The organism is Klebsiella sp. CSG-1, from assembly GCF_056521145.1.
On the sequence record NZ_JBWNLD010000017.1, the window covers coordinates 42,096 to 58,292 of the forward strand.

The window sequence follows — 16,197 nt, forward strand, 5'->3', positions numbered from 1 at the left end:
TTATGATTTGTCGTCTTCTGAAGAGGTTGGCTGGCGGATCTGGCACAGGCCCTGCGCCGGGATCGCCATCGCGGAATTAAACCGTGCCGACAAATTTTGTAAGCCGATCAGCGCCGTGAGTTCGGTCAGGGCCTGGGCATCAAAGCGCGCCATCAGTTTGCCGCGCAGCGCATCGTTGACCGTTGGCGGCGTAAGGCTGGCGGCTTCGGCATACTCCAGCGCCAGACGTTCGTGTTCGCTGAACAACGGGCTCTGGCGCCAGCTGGCAACGGCGAGGAGTTTATCGTCGCTGCCGGTGCGTTCAGCCAGTTTCATGTTGGTGATGTCCACGCAAAATTCGCATAGACACATCTGAGCGACGCGGGCGCTGACCAGTGCACGCAGCACCGGATCAAGGGGCGAACGCTTGCGTTCAAGATAGCCGACAAACATCGACACCAGATAAAAGACCAGCGGAATACGTCCCCACCAGCGAATAGGGCTAAGCACCTCGCCATAGTGACGACGATGCAGCCAGGCCTGCGGGCGCAGGATCAGGGGGATGGTGCGCAGCGGCGGCAACCTCATCAGGATTTCCTCTTATGACGTTCGAGATAGCATGCTTTAGCTATAAAGATAATCAGCATCAGCGCAAACAGAACCGATAATGCGCTAATAAACCAGAATGTCCCGCCGGTTAACTGACTGCCCACCCACGAGTACACTAGCGTGGCGGGCAACTGGCCGATGCCGGTAGCAAACATAAACTGGCGAAAGCGAATCGACGTCAGACCCGCCGCATAGCTGATGGGATCAAAGGGGACAAACGGCAGCAGTCGACAGATCAACACCGTCTGTTGGCCGTAACGGTCGAAAAAGGCGTCCATACTGCGCAGCACCGTTTTTCCGGTCAGCTTTTCAACCGCTTCACGGCCCAGCACTCTGGCGATAAAAAAACACAGCGCGGCGCCGGCCATGGCGCTGGTCCAGGAAAGCGCAGCGCCCCAGAAGGCGCCGAACAATGACGCGTTGGCGAAGGTGATCAGAAAGGCGGGGAGCGGCGCCACGACAGCCTGCAGGATCATTAAGGCAAAGGAAACCAGTGCCGCCTGCGGTCCGTAGGCGTGAATAAAGCGCTCAATGGCGTGCTGATCTAATGCGGAAAAAGCCGCCAGGCTGTGCTGAATAAACGCATTCACGGCGGGGATACGCCACCAGGCGACGAGCGCGGCGACGGCGATGATGACCAGCGCCGCGCGACCATACCAGATGAGACGGGCGTTATTTTTCTTCATGGCTAACCTGCAGCGTGTCGGGATCGATCTGCCGCCGCCGGGCAAAGGTTTTGGCCCCCTGAATGAGGCTAAATAAGGCGAGGCCGGCCAGGCTCAGTTTCAGTATAAACCCCAACGTAATGCCCTCTCTGGCCAGTTCGCTCGCCATCAGGGTATAGATAAACAGCCCCGGCAGGGTCGTCAGGACCGATATCAGCATAAATGAGCCGAACGGAATGGCCGTCAGGCCATAGGCATAGTTTTGAATGTTGTACGGAAACAGCGGCACCAGGCGGGTAAATATCAGGAAATCAGTACCGCTGCGGGCAATACCGCGTTCAATAGCCTGAAAGGTCGCGGTATGTCCGGCATATGTCAGCAGCAGATCCCGACCCAGCCAGCGGGCCAGCAAAAAAGAGAGTGCCGAGGCCAGCGTGGCCGCACACAGCGATAACAGGGTGCCCCATACCGGGCCAAAGACTACGCCGCCGACCATCACCAGGATACTGCCCGGGATCAGGCACAGGGTTGCGACGATAAATAAGGCAACATAGAGCGTCCAGCCGAGCGGGCCGCTGTGTTGAATCAGCGACTGGAGATGGCGGAAGTGGGTGACCAGATCGACAAAGCCGGAGAAGGAGATAATCGCCACCGCGGCGCAGAGCAGGGCGAGAATCAGCAGCAGCTGAGATTCCGCTTTATGACGGCTTCTTTTGCATGGGGGTCTCCTGTTTTAACCGCGTTCCGTGAACCTCCGCCCCGGTCGCCAGGGCGTGCGCGACAGTATAATAAATGGCGAACTACAACAATGTCTTACCGCAGATTTATTGATTTTGCTCAGGATAAGCGGACTCTCCGCGGCCGTCAGGCCGGGAGAGTCGACGGAGAAAACGCGTTACGGTTTAAAGGTGGCCCACACCGGCGCATGGTCGGACGGTTTTTCCATACCGCGAATGTCGTAATCAATACCGGTTTCTACGCAGCGCTGCGCCAGCGGAGAGCTTGCCAGCAGCAGGTCGATACGCAGCCCGCGGTTATCGTCAAAGCCTTTGGAGCGGTAGTCAAACCATGAAAAACGATCCTGGTTGTCCGGGTTGGCCTGACGCCAGGTGTCAACCAGACCCCAGTCCAGCAACCGCGCCATCCACTCCCGCTCTTCCGGCAGGAATGAGCACTTACCGGTGCGCAGCCAGCGCTTACGGTTCTCTTCGCCAATGCCGATGTCGAGGTCGGTTGGGCTGATGTTCATATCACCCATGATCAACACCGGATTATCTTTGTTCAGCTCACTATCAAGATAGTTTTGCAGGTTCTGGTAGAACGCCGCTTTTGCCGGGAACTTGGTTTCGTGGTCGCGGCTTTCGCCCTGCGGGAAGTAGCCGTTGATCACCGTCACATTGCCGAAGGCGGACGGAATTTCCGCCATGATGATGCGGCGCTGGGCCTCTTCGCCATCGTTGGGGAAGCCGCGGCGTACGGCGACAGGCGTCTCTTTAGTCAGCAGCGCCACGCCGTAGTGCCCTTTTTGACCGTGGTAGAACACGTTGTACCCGAGCTTTGCCACCTCTTCGAGCGGAAACATGTCGTCGTGTACTTTGGTTTCCTGTAAGCCAATGACGTCAGGCTGATGTTTGTCGACGATGGCGGCCAGCTGGTGGGGGCGGGCACGCAGGCCGTTGATATTAAAAGAGAGAAATTTCATAGTCGCTGCCACTGTGCAAGGTGAATAGTGCAGGGATGGTAGCAGAAATTCGCCGGGCTGGCTGCCCGAAGGCATTTTATTGTGCCTGTTGTTCTGATTGGCGGCGCTGGCGTAACCAGCGTGCACCATTCCGGCGCACGCTGCGCTAAAAAAGGGCGGATATCTACAATAAATTTCGTAGAGGATCACAAATACAGAATTATATCTTACGGATGCATAAACTATCTGATTTATTCACTGTTATGGCCGACGGATAGGATATTTATTCACTATTTATGCATTTATTGTGCATAAAATGAAATCGTAACCTATTGATATTCCTTATTTGATTCTGATTTATGCATTTTCCCCTCTGGCTGGCACGAAGCGTGCAATCTACATTTACAGCGTAATAACCCATAATTTTTAACATTATTCATACTTTTTATTTACCGGAAGAGGTCGATATGTCTCAGTCAATTACGCGTAACAATTTTGATGAATGGATGATGCCGGTCTACGCGCCAGCGGCTTTTATTCCGGTACGCGGTGAAGGTTCACGCCTGTGGGATCAGCAGGGAAAAGAGTATATCGATTTTGCCGGCGGCATTGCGGTGAATGCCCTGGGACACGCTCACCCCCAGCTCATTCGCGCGTTGACGGAACAAGCAGGAAAGTTCTGGCACACCGGCAACGGATATACCAATGAGCCGGTCCTGCGGCTGGCGAAACAGCTGATCGATGCGACTTTCGCCGATCGCGTTTTCTTCTGTAACTCAGGCGCAGAGGCTAACGAAGCGGCGCTGAAGCTGGCGCGCAAATATGCTCACGACCGTTTCGGCAGCCATAAAAGTGGCATCGTCGCGTTCAAAAATGCCTTCCACGGTCGCACCTTGTTTACCGTCTCTGCGGGCGGCCAGCCGGCCTATTCCCAGGATTTTGCCCCGCTGCCGCCGCAGATCCAGCATGCTGTCTATAACGATCTCGAATCCGCCCGGGCGCTTATCGATGACAATACCTGCGCGGTGATTGTCGAGCCGATGCAGGGCGAAGGGGGCGTGGTGCCCGCCGATCCGGCTTTCCTGCGCGGCCTGCGTGAGCTGTGCGATACCCACCATGCGCTGTTGATTTTTGATGAAGTCCAGACCGGAGTGGGTCGCACCGGCGAGCTGTATGCCTACATGCACTATGGCGTCACGCCGGATGTCCTGTCGACGGCGAAAGCGCTGGGCGGCGGTTTCCCGATTGGCGCGCTGCTGGCAACGGAAGCCTGCGCCAGCGTCATGACCGTCGGGACGCACGGTACCACCTACGGCGGTAACCCGCTGGCCAGCGCGGTGGCCGGCGAAGTGCTGTCGATCGTCAATACGCCGGCGGTACTGAACGGCGTGAAGCAGCGCCACCAGTGGTTTACCGAGCGACTGAACGCCATTAACGCGCGCTACGGCCTGTTTAAGGAGATCCGGGGGCTGGGATTGCTGATCGGCTGCGTCCTCAATGATGCCTGGGCCGGAAAGGCGAAAGCCATCAGTACCCAGGCGGCGGAAGAGGGGCTGATGATTCTGATTGCCGGCGCGAACGTGGTGCGTTTCGCTCCGGCGCTCATTGTGAGTGAGGAAGAGGTCAAAACCGGGCTGGATCGCTTTGAGCTGGCCTGCCAACACTTCCTCGCGGGAGCGTCATCATGATGGTGATTCGTCCTGTAGTCGCCGAAGATCTGGCCGGTCTGATGACCCTGGCCGGTGAAACCGGCGGCGGCCTGACATCGCTGCCTGCCGATGAAAAGACGCTGGCGGCGCGGATTGAACGTTCGCAGCAAACCTGGCGAGGGGAGCTGCCAAAAAGCGAACAGGGCTATGTTTTCGTGCTTGAAGAGACCAGCAGCGGCGCGGTGGTGGGGATTTGCGCTATCGAAGTTGCGGTGGGGTTGAACGATCCCTGGTACAACTACCGCGTGGGGACGCAGGTTCATGCCTCAAAAGAGCTGAATGTCTACAACGCGCTGCCGACGCTGTTTCTCAGCAACGATCACACCGGCAGCAGCGAGCTGTGCACGCTGTTTCTCGACCCGGCCTGGCGTAAAGAGGGCAACGGCTATCTGTTGTCGAAATCGCGCTTCATGTTTATGGCCGCGTTTCGCGAGCACTTTAATGAAAAAGTCGTGGCGGAGATGCGCGGCGTGATTGATGAACATGGCTATTCACCGTTCTGGGAAAGCCTCGGCAAACGCTTTTTCGCCATGGAGTTCTCCCGAGCCGACTACCTGTGCGGGACCGGGCAAAAAGCCTTTATTGCCGCCCTGATGCCGAAGCATCCGCTGTATATCGACTTTTTATCCGATGAGGCGCGCGCGGTGATCGGCGAGGTGCACCCGCAAACGGCGCCGGCACGTGCGGTGCTGGAGAAAGAAGGGTTTCGCTACCGTAACTATATCGACATTTTCGACGGTGGGCCGACGCTGGAGTGCGACATTGACCGGGTGCGGGCGATTCGTAAAAGCCGGTTGGTGACCGTAGCTGAAGGGCAGCCCGCGCCGGGGGAATGGCCGCTATGCCTGGTTGCCAACGAGCAGTATCTGCAGTTTCGCGCGCTGCTGGTGCACGCCGATCCGGATACCGATCGCCTGCTGTTAAGCGCGCGCGAACTGGATGCCCTGAAATGCCATGTCGGCGACCGGGTGAGACTGGTGCGTCTGATTCCCGAGGAGAAAAAATCATGAGTTTATGGATCAACGGTGACTGGCAGAGCGGACACGGACCGGCGCGGACAAAAACCAACCCGGTCAGCCAGGCGCTGCTCTGGCAGGGTAATGACGCCGACGCCGGGCAGGTGGCGCTGGCGGTCAGTGCCGCGAGACGGGCCTTTCCGACGTGGGCCAGACAGCCGTTCAGCGTCCGTCAGGCGATAGTGGAAAAGTTTGCCGCGCTGCTGGAAGCGAACAAAACAGCGTTAACCGCCGTTATTGCCGCGGAAACCGGCAAGCCGCAGTGGGAAGCGGTAACGGAAATCAGCGCGATGATCAACAAAATCGCCATTTCCCTGAAGGCCTACCATAGCCGTACCGGTGAGTCGCAGACTGCCATGGGCGACGGCTCGGCGACGCTGCGCCATCGTCCGCATGGCGTGCTGGCGGTGTTTGGCCCATACAATTTTCCCGGCCATCTGCCTAATGGGCATATTGTGCCGGCGCTGTTGGCGGGGAATACGCTGGTGTTTAAGCCCAGCGAACTGACGCCGCACAGCGGTGAGGCGGTGGTGAGGCTGTGGGCCGAAGCGGGACTGCCGCCGGGGGTACTGAACTTGCTGCAGGGCGGACGGGAAACCGGCGAAGCGCTAAGCGCCCAACCGGATATTGACGGACTGCTGTTTACCGGCAGCTCGGCGACAGGCTTTCAGCTGCACCGCCAGCTCGCCGGCCAGCCGGATAAGATTCTCGCGCTCGAAATGGGCGGCAACAATCCGCTGATTGTCGACGACCCGCAGGATATTGATGCGGCGGTACATCTGACCATTCAATCGGCCTTTATTACCGCCGGACAGCGCTGTACCTGTGCTCGTCGCCTGTTAGTGAAGCGCGGCGAGAAAGGCGATGCGTTTCTCGAACGTCTGGTGACAGTGTCACAAACGCTGGTGCCCGACGCCTGGGATGCGTCGCCGCAGCCGTTCCTCGGCGGGCTTATCTCGCCACAGGCGGCGCAAAAGGTTCATCAGGCCTGGCTCGGGCACGTTGCTAAAGGCGGAAAAACGCTGCTGGAGCCGCGGCTGCTGCGGGCCGGAACCTCGTTGCTGACGCCGGGAATCATCGAGCTGACGACGGTGGCGGAAGTGGCCGATGAGGAAGTTTTTGGTCCGCTGCTCAGCGTCTGGCGCTATGACGATTTTGATGAGGCGATTACCCTCGCGAATGCCACCCGGTTTGGGCTTTCCTGCGGGCTGATTTCTGCCGAGCGCGAGAAATTCGACCGTCTGCTGCTGGAGGGGCGGGCCGGAATTGTTAACTGGAACAAACCGCTGACCGGCGCCGCCAGCACCGCACCGTTTGGCGGCGTGGGGGCCTCCGGTAACCACCGTCCGGGAGCGTGGTACGCGGCCGATTATTGCGCGTGGCCGATGGCAAGTCTCGAAACGCCGGAACTGACGCTGCCGGAGACCCTCAGTCCCGGTCTCGACTTCCTGCGAGGTGGCGGACGATGAAAGCCTTTGAGGTCAACTTTGACGGGCTTCCCGGTCTGACCCATCACTACGCCGGGCTCTCCTTTGGCAATGAGGCGTCGACACGGCATCGCTATCGGGTATCGAATCCACAGCTGGCGGCGAAGCAGGGGCTGAAAAAGATGAAGGCGCTGGCGGATGCGGGCTATCCTCAGGCCGTCATTGCGCCACAGGAACGGCCGAATGTTCCCCTGCTGCGCCGGCTTGGATTCAGCGGCAGCGATCCGCAGGTGATCGAGAAAGCGGCCCGTCAGGCGCCGGACCTGCTGTCGGCGGTGAGCTCGGCTTCGTCAATGTGGGTGGCTAACGCGGCGACGGTTTCCCCCTCGGCCGATTCGCTGGATGGCCGGGTTCACCTGACCGTGGCCAATCTGAACGATAAATTCCACCGCGCCAGCGAAGCGCCAACGACCGAAGCGCTGCTGCGCGCGATCTTCCCCGATGAACAGCGTTTTGCCATCCATCCACCCTTGCCGCAGGTGGCGCTGTTTGGCGATGAAGGGGCAGCGAACCATAATCGCCTTGGCGGCGAATATGGCGCGCCGGGCCTGCAGCTTTTTGTCTACGGCCGCCAGCAGGGGGGCGAGGGGGAAAGCCCGCGACGCTACCCGGCACGGCAGACGCTGGAAGCCAGTCAGGCGGTTGCGCGCCTGAATCAGGTTAACCCGCGGCAGGTTATTTTTGCCCGACAGAATCCGGCGGTGATTGATAAAGGGGTGTTTCACAACGATGTGATTGCGGTGAGTAATCGCCAGGTGCTGTTTTGCCATGAACAGGCGTTCGCCGATCAGCCGCAGCTAATGAGTCAGCTTGCCGGGCAGGTTGCCGGATTTACGCCCGTTATCGTACCGACCCACGCGGTAACGGTCGAAGAGGCGGTGGCGACCTATCTGTTTAACAGTCAGTTGCTGAGTAAGCCCGATGGAACGATGCGGCTGATCCTCCCCCGGGAGGCGCAGGAGCATCCTGGCGTCTGGCGCTACCTGAACACGCTTCTGGCGGCAGACAACCCGATTGATGAACTGCAGGTTTACGATTTACGCGAAAGTATGGCGAACGGCGGGGGACCGGCCTGTCTGCGCCTGCGAGTGGTATTGACGGAGGAGGAGCTGCGGGCGGTGAATCCGGCGGTGTTGATGAACGAGGCGCTGTTTGTGACCCTCAATGACTGGGTCGATCGTTACTATCGCGATCGTCTCACCCAGGCGGATCTGGCGGATCCACAGCTGCTGAGCGAAGGTCGCGAGGCTCTCGATCGGCTGACCCAAATCCTGCAGCTGGGTTCCGTTTATCCGTTCCAGCAGTCGCTGTGACTCTGTTTTCGTTATCAAGGAGGCGTCGTGGACGACTTTCTGGCATTAACTCTGGCGGGGCGTTTGCCCCACCATTTTCATGGCGAAACGGCGCATTTTCGCTGGCACTGGCTGGACTGCGGGGTATTGCAACTGACTCCGCATGCGCGCTGCGAGCGTTCGCTGGTTCTGTCCGCGGGTATCCACGGCAATGAAACCGCACCGGTGGAGATGACCCATCTGCTGCTACAGCAGCTGTTTAGCGGTGAGCTGCCGCTGCACTGGCGGCTGCTGGTGATCTTTGGCAACCCGCTCGCGTTGCGGGAAAATAAGCGCTACCGGGACAGCGATATGAACCGGATGTTTGGCGGGCGCTGGCAGCATTTTCCCGTCAGCGACGAAACGGCCAGAGCGCGTCAGCTGGAGCAGGTACTGACGCGGTTTTATGGTAGCGGAACGGGCAGCCGCTGGCACCTCGATCTACATACCGCGATACGCGGATCGCTGCATACGCGCTTTGGCGTACTTCCGGCGCGGGAAGCCCCGTGGGATGAGGGGTTTTTAAGTTGGCTGGGGGGCGCCGGGCTGGAGGCGCTGGTCTTCCATCAGCAGCCCGCGGGGACATTCACCCATTTCAGCGGCGAACGCTTTGCTGCGCTCTCCTGTACCCTGGAGCTCGGTAAGGCGTTACCGTTTGGCGCTAACGATCTGGCGCAATTTAACGTCACTCAACGGGCGCTAATGCGTTTGCTGGTGGGCGACCTGACGGTAGTTGACGCCGATCCGGTGCCGCTGCGCTATCGGGTGGTGCAGCAAATTACCCGTCATAGCGATGATTTTCGCCTCTATATGTCGGATCAGACGCTCAATTTTACCGCCTTTCCTGGCGGAACCTTGCTTGCTGAAGATGGCGATACCCGCTATGTGGTAGAAAAGGCACAGGAGTTTGTTCTGTTTCCTAACCCGTCTGTGGCGCGCGGGCTGCGAGCCGGGTTGATGCTGGAGCGTTTACCGTAGCCGCTAGCCGAATATTCTGCCGCTCATTCGGGCGGCTGTTTAATTTTGCATAGTCATCTTGTGCGCGTAATCTTATTTTTCCGTGCGCTGGTACCTGATTGCAGATTATTCCTGGATAAATGCTTTGTTTTTAATCTTTGCTGCTTTATAATCCATCAAAACCAATCAAAAACAATACGTTATATATTTTCTGTTGCAATTCTCTCCTTAATTTCCTTATTTTCTCCACAATTGGTGAGAAAATGTTTTTTACACTTTCATTGTTTTACTCTTGCTCTGACTAATTGACGATAAACGTCGTAAAGTTTATCTCGTCAACACGGCAACACGCCGTAAGAATAACTTAAAGTAAGGACTGGATATGAAGAAGATTACTGCTCTGTTTGTTGCCTCTACACTGGCTCTGGGTGCGGCTAACCTGGCTCACGCTGCTGATACCACCGCGACTCAGACCGAAAGCAAACCGATGATGCACCATAAAGGAATGCATGGCGGCCAGCACGAAATGATGTTCAAAGGGCTGAACCTGACCGATGCGCAAAAACAGCAGATCCGCGACATCATGAAGGGCCAGCGTGAAAACATGAAACGTCCGTCCCTCGACGAACGCCGCGCGATGCATGAGCTGATCGCCAGCGATACCTTCGATAAAGCGAAAGCGGAAGCGCAGATCGATAAAATGGAAGCGCAGCATAAAGCGATGGCGCTTTCCCGTATGGAAACCCAGAACAAGATTTACAACATTCTGACGCCGGAACAGAAAAAACAGTTCAATGCGAATTTTGAGAAGCATCTGACAGATCGCAAAGCGCCAGAAGGTAAAATGCCTGCACCAGCTGAATAACTCAGCGCTTTGAATGAAGACCGCCGGTCTTGCCCAACATACGCCGTCAGGCATTGGGCAGGACCGGCGGTTTTTTTTGTGCTAGCGAGGGGAGAGCGGATGCAGCGTAAAACGGCCGCTCAGCAGCGGTTTGCAGAGAATTTTATAGCCGTCATGATCAAAACCGGCCGGCTGGCGCGTTAAGGTCTCCGCCTGCTCCAGCGTCTCGACCGATCCCAGCCACAGCCAGTTATGAATGACGTGATAGTGGGTGAGGTCCGGGCCTTTCTCTTCCAGCGCGACGGCCCCAGGCCACGGCCAGCACACCAGCTGCAGCTGCGCCATCCGGGCGCGGAGTCTTTCATGATGCGCGGTAAGACTTTCCCGGCCACAGCAGGCGCCGGCGCAGCGCCCCAGCGCGTGCCGGAAACAGGCGCGCCCCGCAGTGAGCGTCTCCAGTCCCAGCAGCCCGTAGCAAAGATGATGCTCGTCAGCGAGGGTTTTCAGCGCCTGCAGCGCCGCCCGCCGGTTCGCGAACAGGCCATACAGATGATTCTGGCGGGAGAAATCCACCTCACGGGCGTACACCACCTGCGGGCGTGCGTCTTCCAACAGCAACGAGCAGAGCTGCTTATTACGCCGCAGGCGCTTATTAAACAGCGGCTGGCGCTCTTTAATTAGCTGCGCCTCCAGCAGCAGCGCCCCCAGCTCTCCCGCGGTACGCTGCCAGCTGATGCTTCGCGCCTGACGCAGCATGGCCGCCTCTTCAGGGGCACGCAGATGCGACAGCACCCGGCTGCGGAGATTCACGCTCTTACCGATATACAGCGGGAGTGTATCGCTTTCGCCGTGAAACAGATAAACGCCCGGCAGATTAGGCAGTGCCTCCACCCACGGACGCAGATGTTCGGGATATTCATAGATAGCCGCGGCGTCGAATTCCAGACGCGGGGCAGATTGCCTTCTCACTACACGGGCTCCTGATGCTGGTTATTTATCCAGTATAGCAGGGCGTTCAGGTAGCGAAAAGTGCAAAAAATAACCCCGGCGAGGGCCGGGGTCAGAGAAATGCGGCGAATGCGTTATTTTTTCCAGAAGTCATCGAAAACGGTGATCGGCGTCCGGCGCTTATGCTCGGTTTTCAGATACCAGCCTTCAATAATTCTGGCGATGCTCGCATCCAGCGTTTTGCCTTCCAGATAGTCATCAATATTGTCGTAGGTCACGCCCAGCGCAGCTTCATCCGGCAGAGACGGGCGGTCGTCTTCCAGGTCGGCGGTCGGCAGTTTCTTATACAGATGCTCCGGGCAGCCCAGCAGCGCCAGCAGCTGCTTACCCTGGCGCTTATTGAGACGGAAGATAGGGTTGATATCCGTACCGCCGTCACCGTACTTGGTAAAGAAGCCGGTAATCGCCTCAGCCGCATGGTCAGTGCCTACCACCACGCCGTGGGTCATCCCGGCAATACTGTACTGCGCTTTCATGCGTTCACGGGCTTTCTCATTGCCGCGAACAAAGTCGCTGAGCTCAATACCGGCTTCCCGCAATGCCTGCTCGCTGGCCAGTACGGCACCTTTAATATTCACCGTCAGCACCCGATCCGGCTGGATGAAGGCGATCGCATCCTGGCAATCCTGCTCATCCGCCTGGACGCCGTAAGGCAGGCGTACGGCAATAAACTGCAGCTTTTCATCGCCGGTTTCGGCACGCAGTTCATTGATCGCCTGCTGACAAAGTTTGCCTGTCAGGGTTGAATCCTGGCCGCCGCTGATTCCCAGAACCAGTGACTTAATAAAAGGGTAGGTCTGCAAGTACGACTTCAAAAAGTCCACGCTGCGGCGAATTTCACCCTCAGCATCGATCTGGGGCTTTGCACCCAGCGCCTGAATAATTTCTTGTTGTAGCGTCATCGCGCCCTCCGGAAAGTGAATCTGTTTGGCTGCCAGTAGGGGTTAAAGCTACCTCTTTGCCGGGAAAACGACAAGGATCACAGAATTGAGTGGTGCAAAAGAAAGCAATCAATGACATAGGATTTTTTTATTAGAAAGAGCTTAAATTTGCCCCTTTTGTACCTTCGGCTTGAAAAATAACGGTATTTATTCCAGGCTTATTAACACGCAGAATAAAAGAGGACGCAATATGAACAAGAATTTATCAGGATTTCTGGGCGCAGCAGCAGTTTTGACCATGCTGGCAGGTTGTACGGCTTACGATCGTACCGCCGATCAGTTCACTCAACCGGTCGTCAAAGATGTCAAAAAAGGGATGACCCGGTCACAGGTTTTACAGATTGCCGGTAAACCCTCTTCTGAGGTCACCATGATCCACGCACGCGGAACCTGTCAGACCTATATCCTGGGTCAACGAGATGGTAAACTGGAGACCTACTTTGTTGCCCTCGACGATACCGGTCGCGTCATGAACTCCGGCTACCAGACCTGTGCGGAGTACGATACCGACCCGCGCAACAGCAAGTAATGCAACATGCTGAGATCTACGAAAGCCCGACCATTGGTCGGGTTTTTTTATGATGGCTAATGCTTATTTAATTGCGCGAATTATTTGGGGGAAATGTGAAGGTAGTCAAAACACGAGGTCAATGAGAGACAATTTTGATTAACCAGGAATTATCCAGGCCCCGCACGATGCCGTATACTCAATGCATAAACAATACTAATTGAATGATTACCTGTCTTCGCCGGCTTTCAGACAGAAGGTGCTACTGAAGCCGCCAGGTCTCACAAATTGAGGAAGCGCTCATGGAAAAGAAACACATCTATTTGTTTTGCTCGGCTGGAATGTCTACTTCACTGCTGGTCTCTAAAATGCGTGCACAGGCGGAAAAATATGAAGTGCCGGTCATCATTGAGGCCTATCCTGAGACACTTGCTGGAGAAAAAGGCCCTGAAGCCGATGTCGTATTATTAGGTCCACAAATTGCGTATATGCTTCCGGAAATTCAGCGGCTGTTGTCGAATAAGCCGGTGGAAGTTATCGACTCTGTGCTTTATGGCAAAGTCGATGGGTTAGGTGTACTAAAAGCGGCCGTTGCGGCCATTAAGAAAGCTGCTGCACAATAATTTAATTTTAAAACTCAATATCTTTTTTGTTTTCGCTGAGTCAACAGTGCGCTAAAGCATTATCTGATTTTCGGCATAGCGAAAGGTGAGAGTTTATTTTCCCGTCAAAGAGTAATTTCATACATCTATGCCGTAATGATTCGATTACGGCTTTTAAGGGTATTTGCTATGAGTAAAGTGATTGACTCGCTTGAAAAGGTACTCCTTCCTTTTGCAGTTAAAATAGGAAAGCAACCGCACATTAATGCGATTAAAAACGGCTTTATTAAATTAATGCCGCTGACCCTCGCGGGGGCCATGTTCGTATTAATCAACAACGTTTTTCTGAGCTTTGGTGAGGGGTCTTTCTTCTATTCAATGGGTATTCGCCTGGATGGTTCGACCATTGAAACGTTAAATGGCTTTAAGGCTATCGGCGGCAACGTTTATAACGGGACGTTAGGGATAATGTCGCTGATGGCGCCGTTCTTTATTGGCATGGCACTGGCTGAAGAGCGTAAAGTCGATCCGCTGGCTGCGGGGCTGTTATCGGTCGCTGCCTTTATGACCGTTACACCTTACAGCGTGGGCGAGGCCTATGCGGTCGGCGCAAACTGGCTGGGTGGGGCAAACATTATCTCGGGCATGATTATTGGCCTGCTGGTGGCGGAAATGTTCACCTTTGTTATCCGTCGCAACTGGGTTATTACCCTGCCGGACAGCGTACCGTCCTCGGTATCACGCTCATTCTCAGCGCTGATCCCGGGCTTCCTGATCCTCTCCGTATTCGGCATTATCTCCTGGCTGTTGGCCAACCATGGCAGCAACTTCCACCAGATCATCATGGACTCCATCTCCAGACCGCTGGCGTCGATGGGCAGCGTGGTGGGCTGGGCCTACGTTATCTTTAACTCCCTGCTGTGGTTCTTCGGCGTACACGGGTCTCTGGCGCTGACCGCACTGGACAACGGCATCATGACCCCGTGGGCGCTGGAAAACATCGCGCTGTACAACCAGTACGGTTCCGTTGAAGCCGCTATCGCTGCGGGCAAAGAGTTCCACTTCTGGGCCAAGCCGATGCTCGACTCCTATATCCTGCTGGGGGGGTCCGGGGCCACGCTGGGTCTGATTATCGCCATCTTCATCGGCTCACGCCGCGCAGATCACCGCCAGGTGGCGAAACTGGCGCTGCCATCAGGCATCTTCCAGATTAACGAGCCGATTCTGTTTGGTCTGCCGATTATCATGAACCCGGTGATGTTTATCCCGTTCGTCCTGATTCAGCCGATTCTGGCGGCGATTACGCTGGCTGCTTACTCGATGGGGATTATCCCGCCGGTGACCAACCTGGCGCCGTGGACCATGCCTACCGGCCTCGGGGCGTTCTTTAACAGTAACGGGAGTATCGCCGCACTTTGCGTGGCGCTGTTCAACCTGTGTGTGTCGGTGCTGGTTTACCTGCCGTTCGTCGCGGTCTCCAATAAGGCACAGGCGGTTATTGAAGAGCAGGAAAGCGAAGAAGATATCGCTAACGCGCTGAAATTCTGATGTCGAGCGGTACGGGAGCTTTCCCGTACCGCCTGAGAAATGAGGAAATACTATGTTTGATCTGGACAATATCGAAGCGGTTGACGCACCTGAGAATGACCTCGAAGAGGTGGTGATGGGGCTGATTATCAACTCCGGACAGGCCCGTAGCCTGGCATATGCTGCACTTAAGCAGGCCAAGCAGGGAGATTTCGCCGCCGCTAAAAACATGATGGAGCAGTCGCGAATGGCGCTCAGCGAAGCGCATCGCGTGCAGACGCAGCTCATTGAAAGCGATGAAGGCGAAGGCAAAATGAAGGTCAGTCTGGTACTGGTTCATGCGCAGGATCATCTGATGACCTCAATGCTGGCGCGTGAGCTGGTTGCCGAATTGATTGAGCTGCATGAGAAGGTACAATAGGCCATCAACACGATGAGGCAGCCAAAGATGATAACCACCGAAATCAGTACCGCACGGGAACAACAGCTTTTCAACGGGAAAAATTTTCATGTGGTTATCTACAACAAAACGGAGAGCGTAAGCGGGCTTCACCAGCATGATTATTACGAGTACACCATCGTTTTAACCGGGCGCTATTATCAGGAAATCAATGGCAAACGGGTGTTGCTGGAGCGCGGGGACTTTGTCTTTATCCCGATGGGGTCGCACCACCAGAGTTTTTATGCTTTTGGCGCGACTCGCATCCTTAACGTCGGCATCAGCAAAAGTTTCTTTGAGAAACACTATCTGCCGCTGCTGCCGTTTGGTCTGGTTGCTTCGCAGGTCTACGCGGTAAAAAGTACCTTTCTCAGCTACATCGAGTCGGTTATCGCTTCGCTGAACTTTCGCGAAACTGAGTTTGACGAATTTATTGAGCTGGTCTCGTTTTATACCATTAACCGTTTACGGCATTATCGCGAGGAGCCGGTGCAGGATGTCATTCCGCAATGGCTGAAAAATACCGTCGAAGATATGCACGATAAGCTGAAGTTTGGCGAAGGCGCGCTGGAGAATATGGTCGCGCTCTCCGGGAAAACGCAGGAATATTTAACCCGGGCAACCCAACGCTATTATGGTAAAACGCCGATGCAGATTATTAATGATATTCGCATCAATTTCGCCAAGAAACAGCTGGAAATCACCAACTACTCGGTAACCGATATTGCTTACGAATCGGGGTACAGTAGCCCAAGTCTGTTTATTAAAACATTCAAGAAGCTGACTTCGTTTACGCCAAGCAATTACCGAAAACAACTGACCAGCATTAATTAACCGGAGCGGAGTGTTCCGCGCCAGGACATATTCAATTTAACTTTCCGTCTCCAGGCGGAG

General features: G+C 55.8%; 17 protein-coding genes. 11 read left to right on the forward strand and 6 right to left on the reverse strand.

Translation table 11 applies throughout. From position 1 onward, the window contains the following. The 4 genes from AC007G_RS25930 to xthA all read right to left on the reverse strand — a co-directional run bounded on the left by AC007G_RS25930 (position 1) and on the right by xthA (position 2,955). Positions 1-567, reverse strand: coding sequence for a carboxymuconolactone decarboxylase family protein (locus tag AC007G_RS25930; protein WP_142630333.1), 567 nt, complete (start codon positions 565-567; stop codon positions 1-3). Continuing rightward, positions 567-1,274: a TVP38/TMEM64 family protein gene (locus AC007G_RS25935; RefSeq protein WP_032688178.1), complete on the reverse strand. Its 708-nt coding sequence runs from the start codon at positions 1,272-1,274 to the stop codon at positions 567-569. The genes AC007G_RS25930 and AC007G_RS25935 overlap by 1 nt, the downstream gene beginning before the upstream one ends. Further along, positions 1,261-1,899: a TVP38/TMEM64 family protein gene (locus AC007G_RS25940; RefSeq protein WP_032688356.1), complete on the reverse strand. Its 639-nt coding sequence runs from the start codon at positions 1,897-1,899 to the stop codon at positions 1,261-1,263. Before AC007G_RS25940 ends, AC007G_RS25935 begins: the two co-directional genes overlap by 14 nt. A 249-nt stretch (positions 1,900-2,148) precedes the next feature. Beyond that, entirely contained in the window at positions 2,149-2,955 is an 807-nt protein-coding gene (gene xthA, locus AC007G_RS25945; RefSeq protein ID WP_032688177.1) for an exodeoxyribonuclease III, read from the reverse strand. A 446-nt stretch (positions 2,956-3,401) separates the two neighbouring features. Here xthA and astC point away from each other — a divergent pair, with 446 nt between their 5' ends. The 6 genes from astC to spy all read left to right on the forward strand — a co-directional run bounded on the left by astC (position 3,402) and on the right by spy (position 10,299). Next, the gene (gene astC, locus AC007G_RS25950; RefSeq protein ID WP_032695850.1) at positions 3,402-4,622 is read left to right on the forward strand and encodes a succinylornithine/acetylornithine transaminase; all 1,221 of its coding nucleotides are present in this window, start codon (positions 3,402-3,404) and stop codon (positions 4,620-4,622) included. Next, positions 4,619-5,653 (forward strand): arginine N-succinyltransferase, encoded by a 1,035-nt coding sequence (astA, locus tag AC007G_RS25955; protein ID WP_046852717.1) that lies wholly within the window; start codon positions 4,619-4,621, stop codon positions 5,651-5,653. The genes astC and astA overlap by 4 nt, the downstream gene beginning before the upstream one ends. Continuing rightward, the gene (astD, locus tag AC007G_RS25960) at positions 5,650-7,128 is read left to right on the forward strand and encodes a succinylglutamate-semialdehyde dehydrogenase (RefSeq protein ID WP_142630331.1); all 1,479 of its coding nucleotides are present in this window, start codon (positions 5,650-5,652) and stop codon (positions 7,126-7,128) included. The genes astA and astD overlap by 4 nt, the downstream gene beginning before the upstream one ends. Continuing rightward, positions 7,125-8,459 (forward strand): N-succinylarginine dihydrolase, encoded by a 1,335-nt coding sequence (gene astB / locus AC007G_RS25965; RefSeq protein WP_049267073.1) that lies wholly within the window; start codon positions 7,125-7,127, stop codon positions 8,457-8,459. The genes astD and astB overlap by 4 nt, the downstream gene beginning before the upstream one ends. Positions 8,460-8,486: 27 nt before the next feature. Further along, positions 8,487-9,455 (forward strand): succinylglutamate desuccinylase, encoded by a 969-nt coding sequence (gene astE / locus AC007G_RS25970; protein WP_032700202.1) that lies wholly within the window; start codon positions 8,487-8,489, stop codon positions 9,453-9,455. A gap of 361 nt (positions 9,456-9,816) precedes the next feature. Continuing rightward, entirely contained in the window at positions 9,817-10,299 is a 483-nt protein-coding gene (gene spy / locus AC007G_RS25975; RefSeq protein ID WP_032688167.1) for an ATP-independent periplasmic protein-refolding chaperone Spy, read from the forward strand. An 81-nt stretch (positions 10,300-10,380) separates the two neighbouring features. Here the strand turns inward: spy and cho are convergent, their stop codons facing one another. Then, entirely contained in the window at positions 10,381-11,247 is an 867-nt protein-coding gene (gene cho, locus AC007G_RS25980) for an excinuclease Cho (RefSeq protein WP_032688166.1), read from the reverse strand. A gap of 113 nt (positions 11,248-11,360) precedes the next feature. Next, positions 11,361-12,188, reverse strand: coding sequence for an ammonia-dependent NAD(+) synthetase (gene nadE, locus AC007G_RS25985; protein ID WP_004860911.1), 828 nt, complete (start codon positions 12,186-12,188; stop codon positions 11,361-11,363). 229 nt (positions 12,189-12,417) lie between these two features. Between nadE and osmE the strand changes: the two genes are divergently transcribed. The 5 genes from osmE (at position 12,418) to chbR (ending at position 16,137) form a co-directional block, all read left to right on the forward strand. Further along, positions 12,418-12,756 (forward strand): osmotically-inducible lipoprotein OsmE, encoded by a 339-nt coding sequence (gene osmE, locus AC007G_RS25990; protein ID WP_032688164.1) that lies wholly within the window; start codon positions 12,418-12,420, stop codon positions 12,754-12,756. A 281-nt stretch (positions 12,757-13,037) separates the two neighbouring features. After that, complete coding sequence (gene chbB / locus AC007G_RS25995; RefSeq protein ID WP_032688160.1) at positions 13,038-13,358, forward strand: PTS N,N'-diacetylchitobiose transporter subunit IIB; 321 nt, start codon at positions 13,038-13,040, stop codon at positions 13,356-13,358. A 168-nt stretch (positions 13,359-13,526) separates the two neighbouring features. Next, complete coding sequence (gene chbC / locus AC007G_RS26000; protein WP_032688158.1) at positions 13,527-14,885, forward strand: PTS N,N'-diacetylchitobiose transporter subunit IIC; 1,359 nt, start codon at positions 13,527-13,529, stop codon at positions 14,883-14,885. Positions 14,886-14,937: 52 nt separating this feature from the next. Next, positions 14,938-15,285 (forward strand): PTS N,N'-diacetylchitobiose transporter subunit IIA, encoded by a 348-nt coding sequence (gene chbA / locus AC007G_RS26005; RefSeq protein WP_004860922.1) that lies wholly within the window; start codon positions 14,938-14,940, stop codon positions 15,283-15,285. 27 nt (positions 15,286-15,312) lie between these two features. Continuing rightward, on the forward strand, positions 15,313-16,137 hold the full coding sequence (chbR, locus tag AC007G_RS26010) for a transcriptional regulator ChbR (protein WP_004860924.1): 825 nt from the start codon (positions 15,313-15,315) through the stop codon (positions 16,135-16,137). Positions 16,138-16,197 lie beyond the last annotated feature (60 nt).

Excerpts from the sequence above, each read along its gene's own strand:
- AC007G_RS25930 (WP_142630333.1), bottom strand. The coding sequence starts at position 567 with ATGAGGTTGCCGCCGCTGCGCACCATCCCCCTGATCCTGCGCCCGCAG.
- AC007G_RS25935 (WP_032688178.1), bottom strand. The coding sequence starts at position 1,274 with ATGAAGAAAAATAACGCCCGTCTCATCTGGTATGGTCGCGCGGCGCTG.
- xthA (WP_032688177.1), bottom strand. The coding sequence starts at position 2,955 with ATGAAATTTCTCTCTTTTAATATCAACGGCCTGCGTGCCCGCCCCCAC.
- astC (WP_032695850.1), top strand. The coding sequence starts at position 3,402 with ATGTCTCAGTCAATTACGCGTAACAATTTTGATGAATGGATGATGCCG.
- astA (WP_046852717.1), top strand. The coding sequence starts at position 4,619 with ATGATGGTGATTCGTCCTGTAGTCGCCGAAGATCTGGCCGGTCTGATG.
- astD (WP_142630331.1), top strand. The coding sequence starts at position 5,650 with ATGAGTTTATGGATCAACGGTGACTGGCAGAGCGGACACGGACCGGCG.
- astB (WP_049267073.1), top strand. The coding sequence starts at position 7,125 with ATGAAAGCCTTTGAGGTCAACTTTGACGGGCTTCCCGGTCTGACCCAT.
- spy (WP_032688167.1), top strand. The coding sequence starts at position 9,817 with ATGAAGAAGATTACTGCTCTGTTTGTTGCCTCTACACTGGCTCTGGGT.
- nadE (WP_004860911.1), bottom strand. The coding sequence starts at position 12,188 with ATGACGCTACAACAAGAAATTATTCAGGCGCTGGGTGCAAAGCCCCAG.
- osmE (WP_032688164.1), top strand. The coding sequence starts at position 12,418 with ATGAACAAGAATTTATCAGGATTTCTGGGCGCAGCAGCAGTTTTGACC.
- chbB (WP_032688160.1), top strand. The coding sequence starts at position 13,038 with ATGGAAAAGAAACACATCTATTTGTTTTGCTCGGCTGGAATGTCTACT.
- chbC (WP_032688158.1), top strand. The coding sequence starts at position 13,527 with ATGAGTAAAGTGATTGACTCGCTTGAAAAGGTACTCCTTCCTTTTGCA.
- chbA (WP_004860922.1), top strand. The coding sequence starts at position 14,938 with ATGTTTGATCTGGACAATATCGAAGCGGTTGACGCACCTGAGAATGAC.
- chbR (WP_004860924.1), top strand. The coding sequence starts at position 15,313 with ATGATAACCACCGAAATCAGTACCGCACGGGAACAACAGCTTTTCAAC.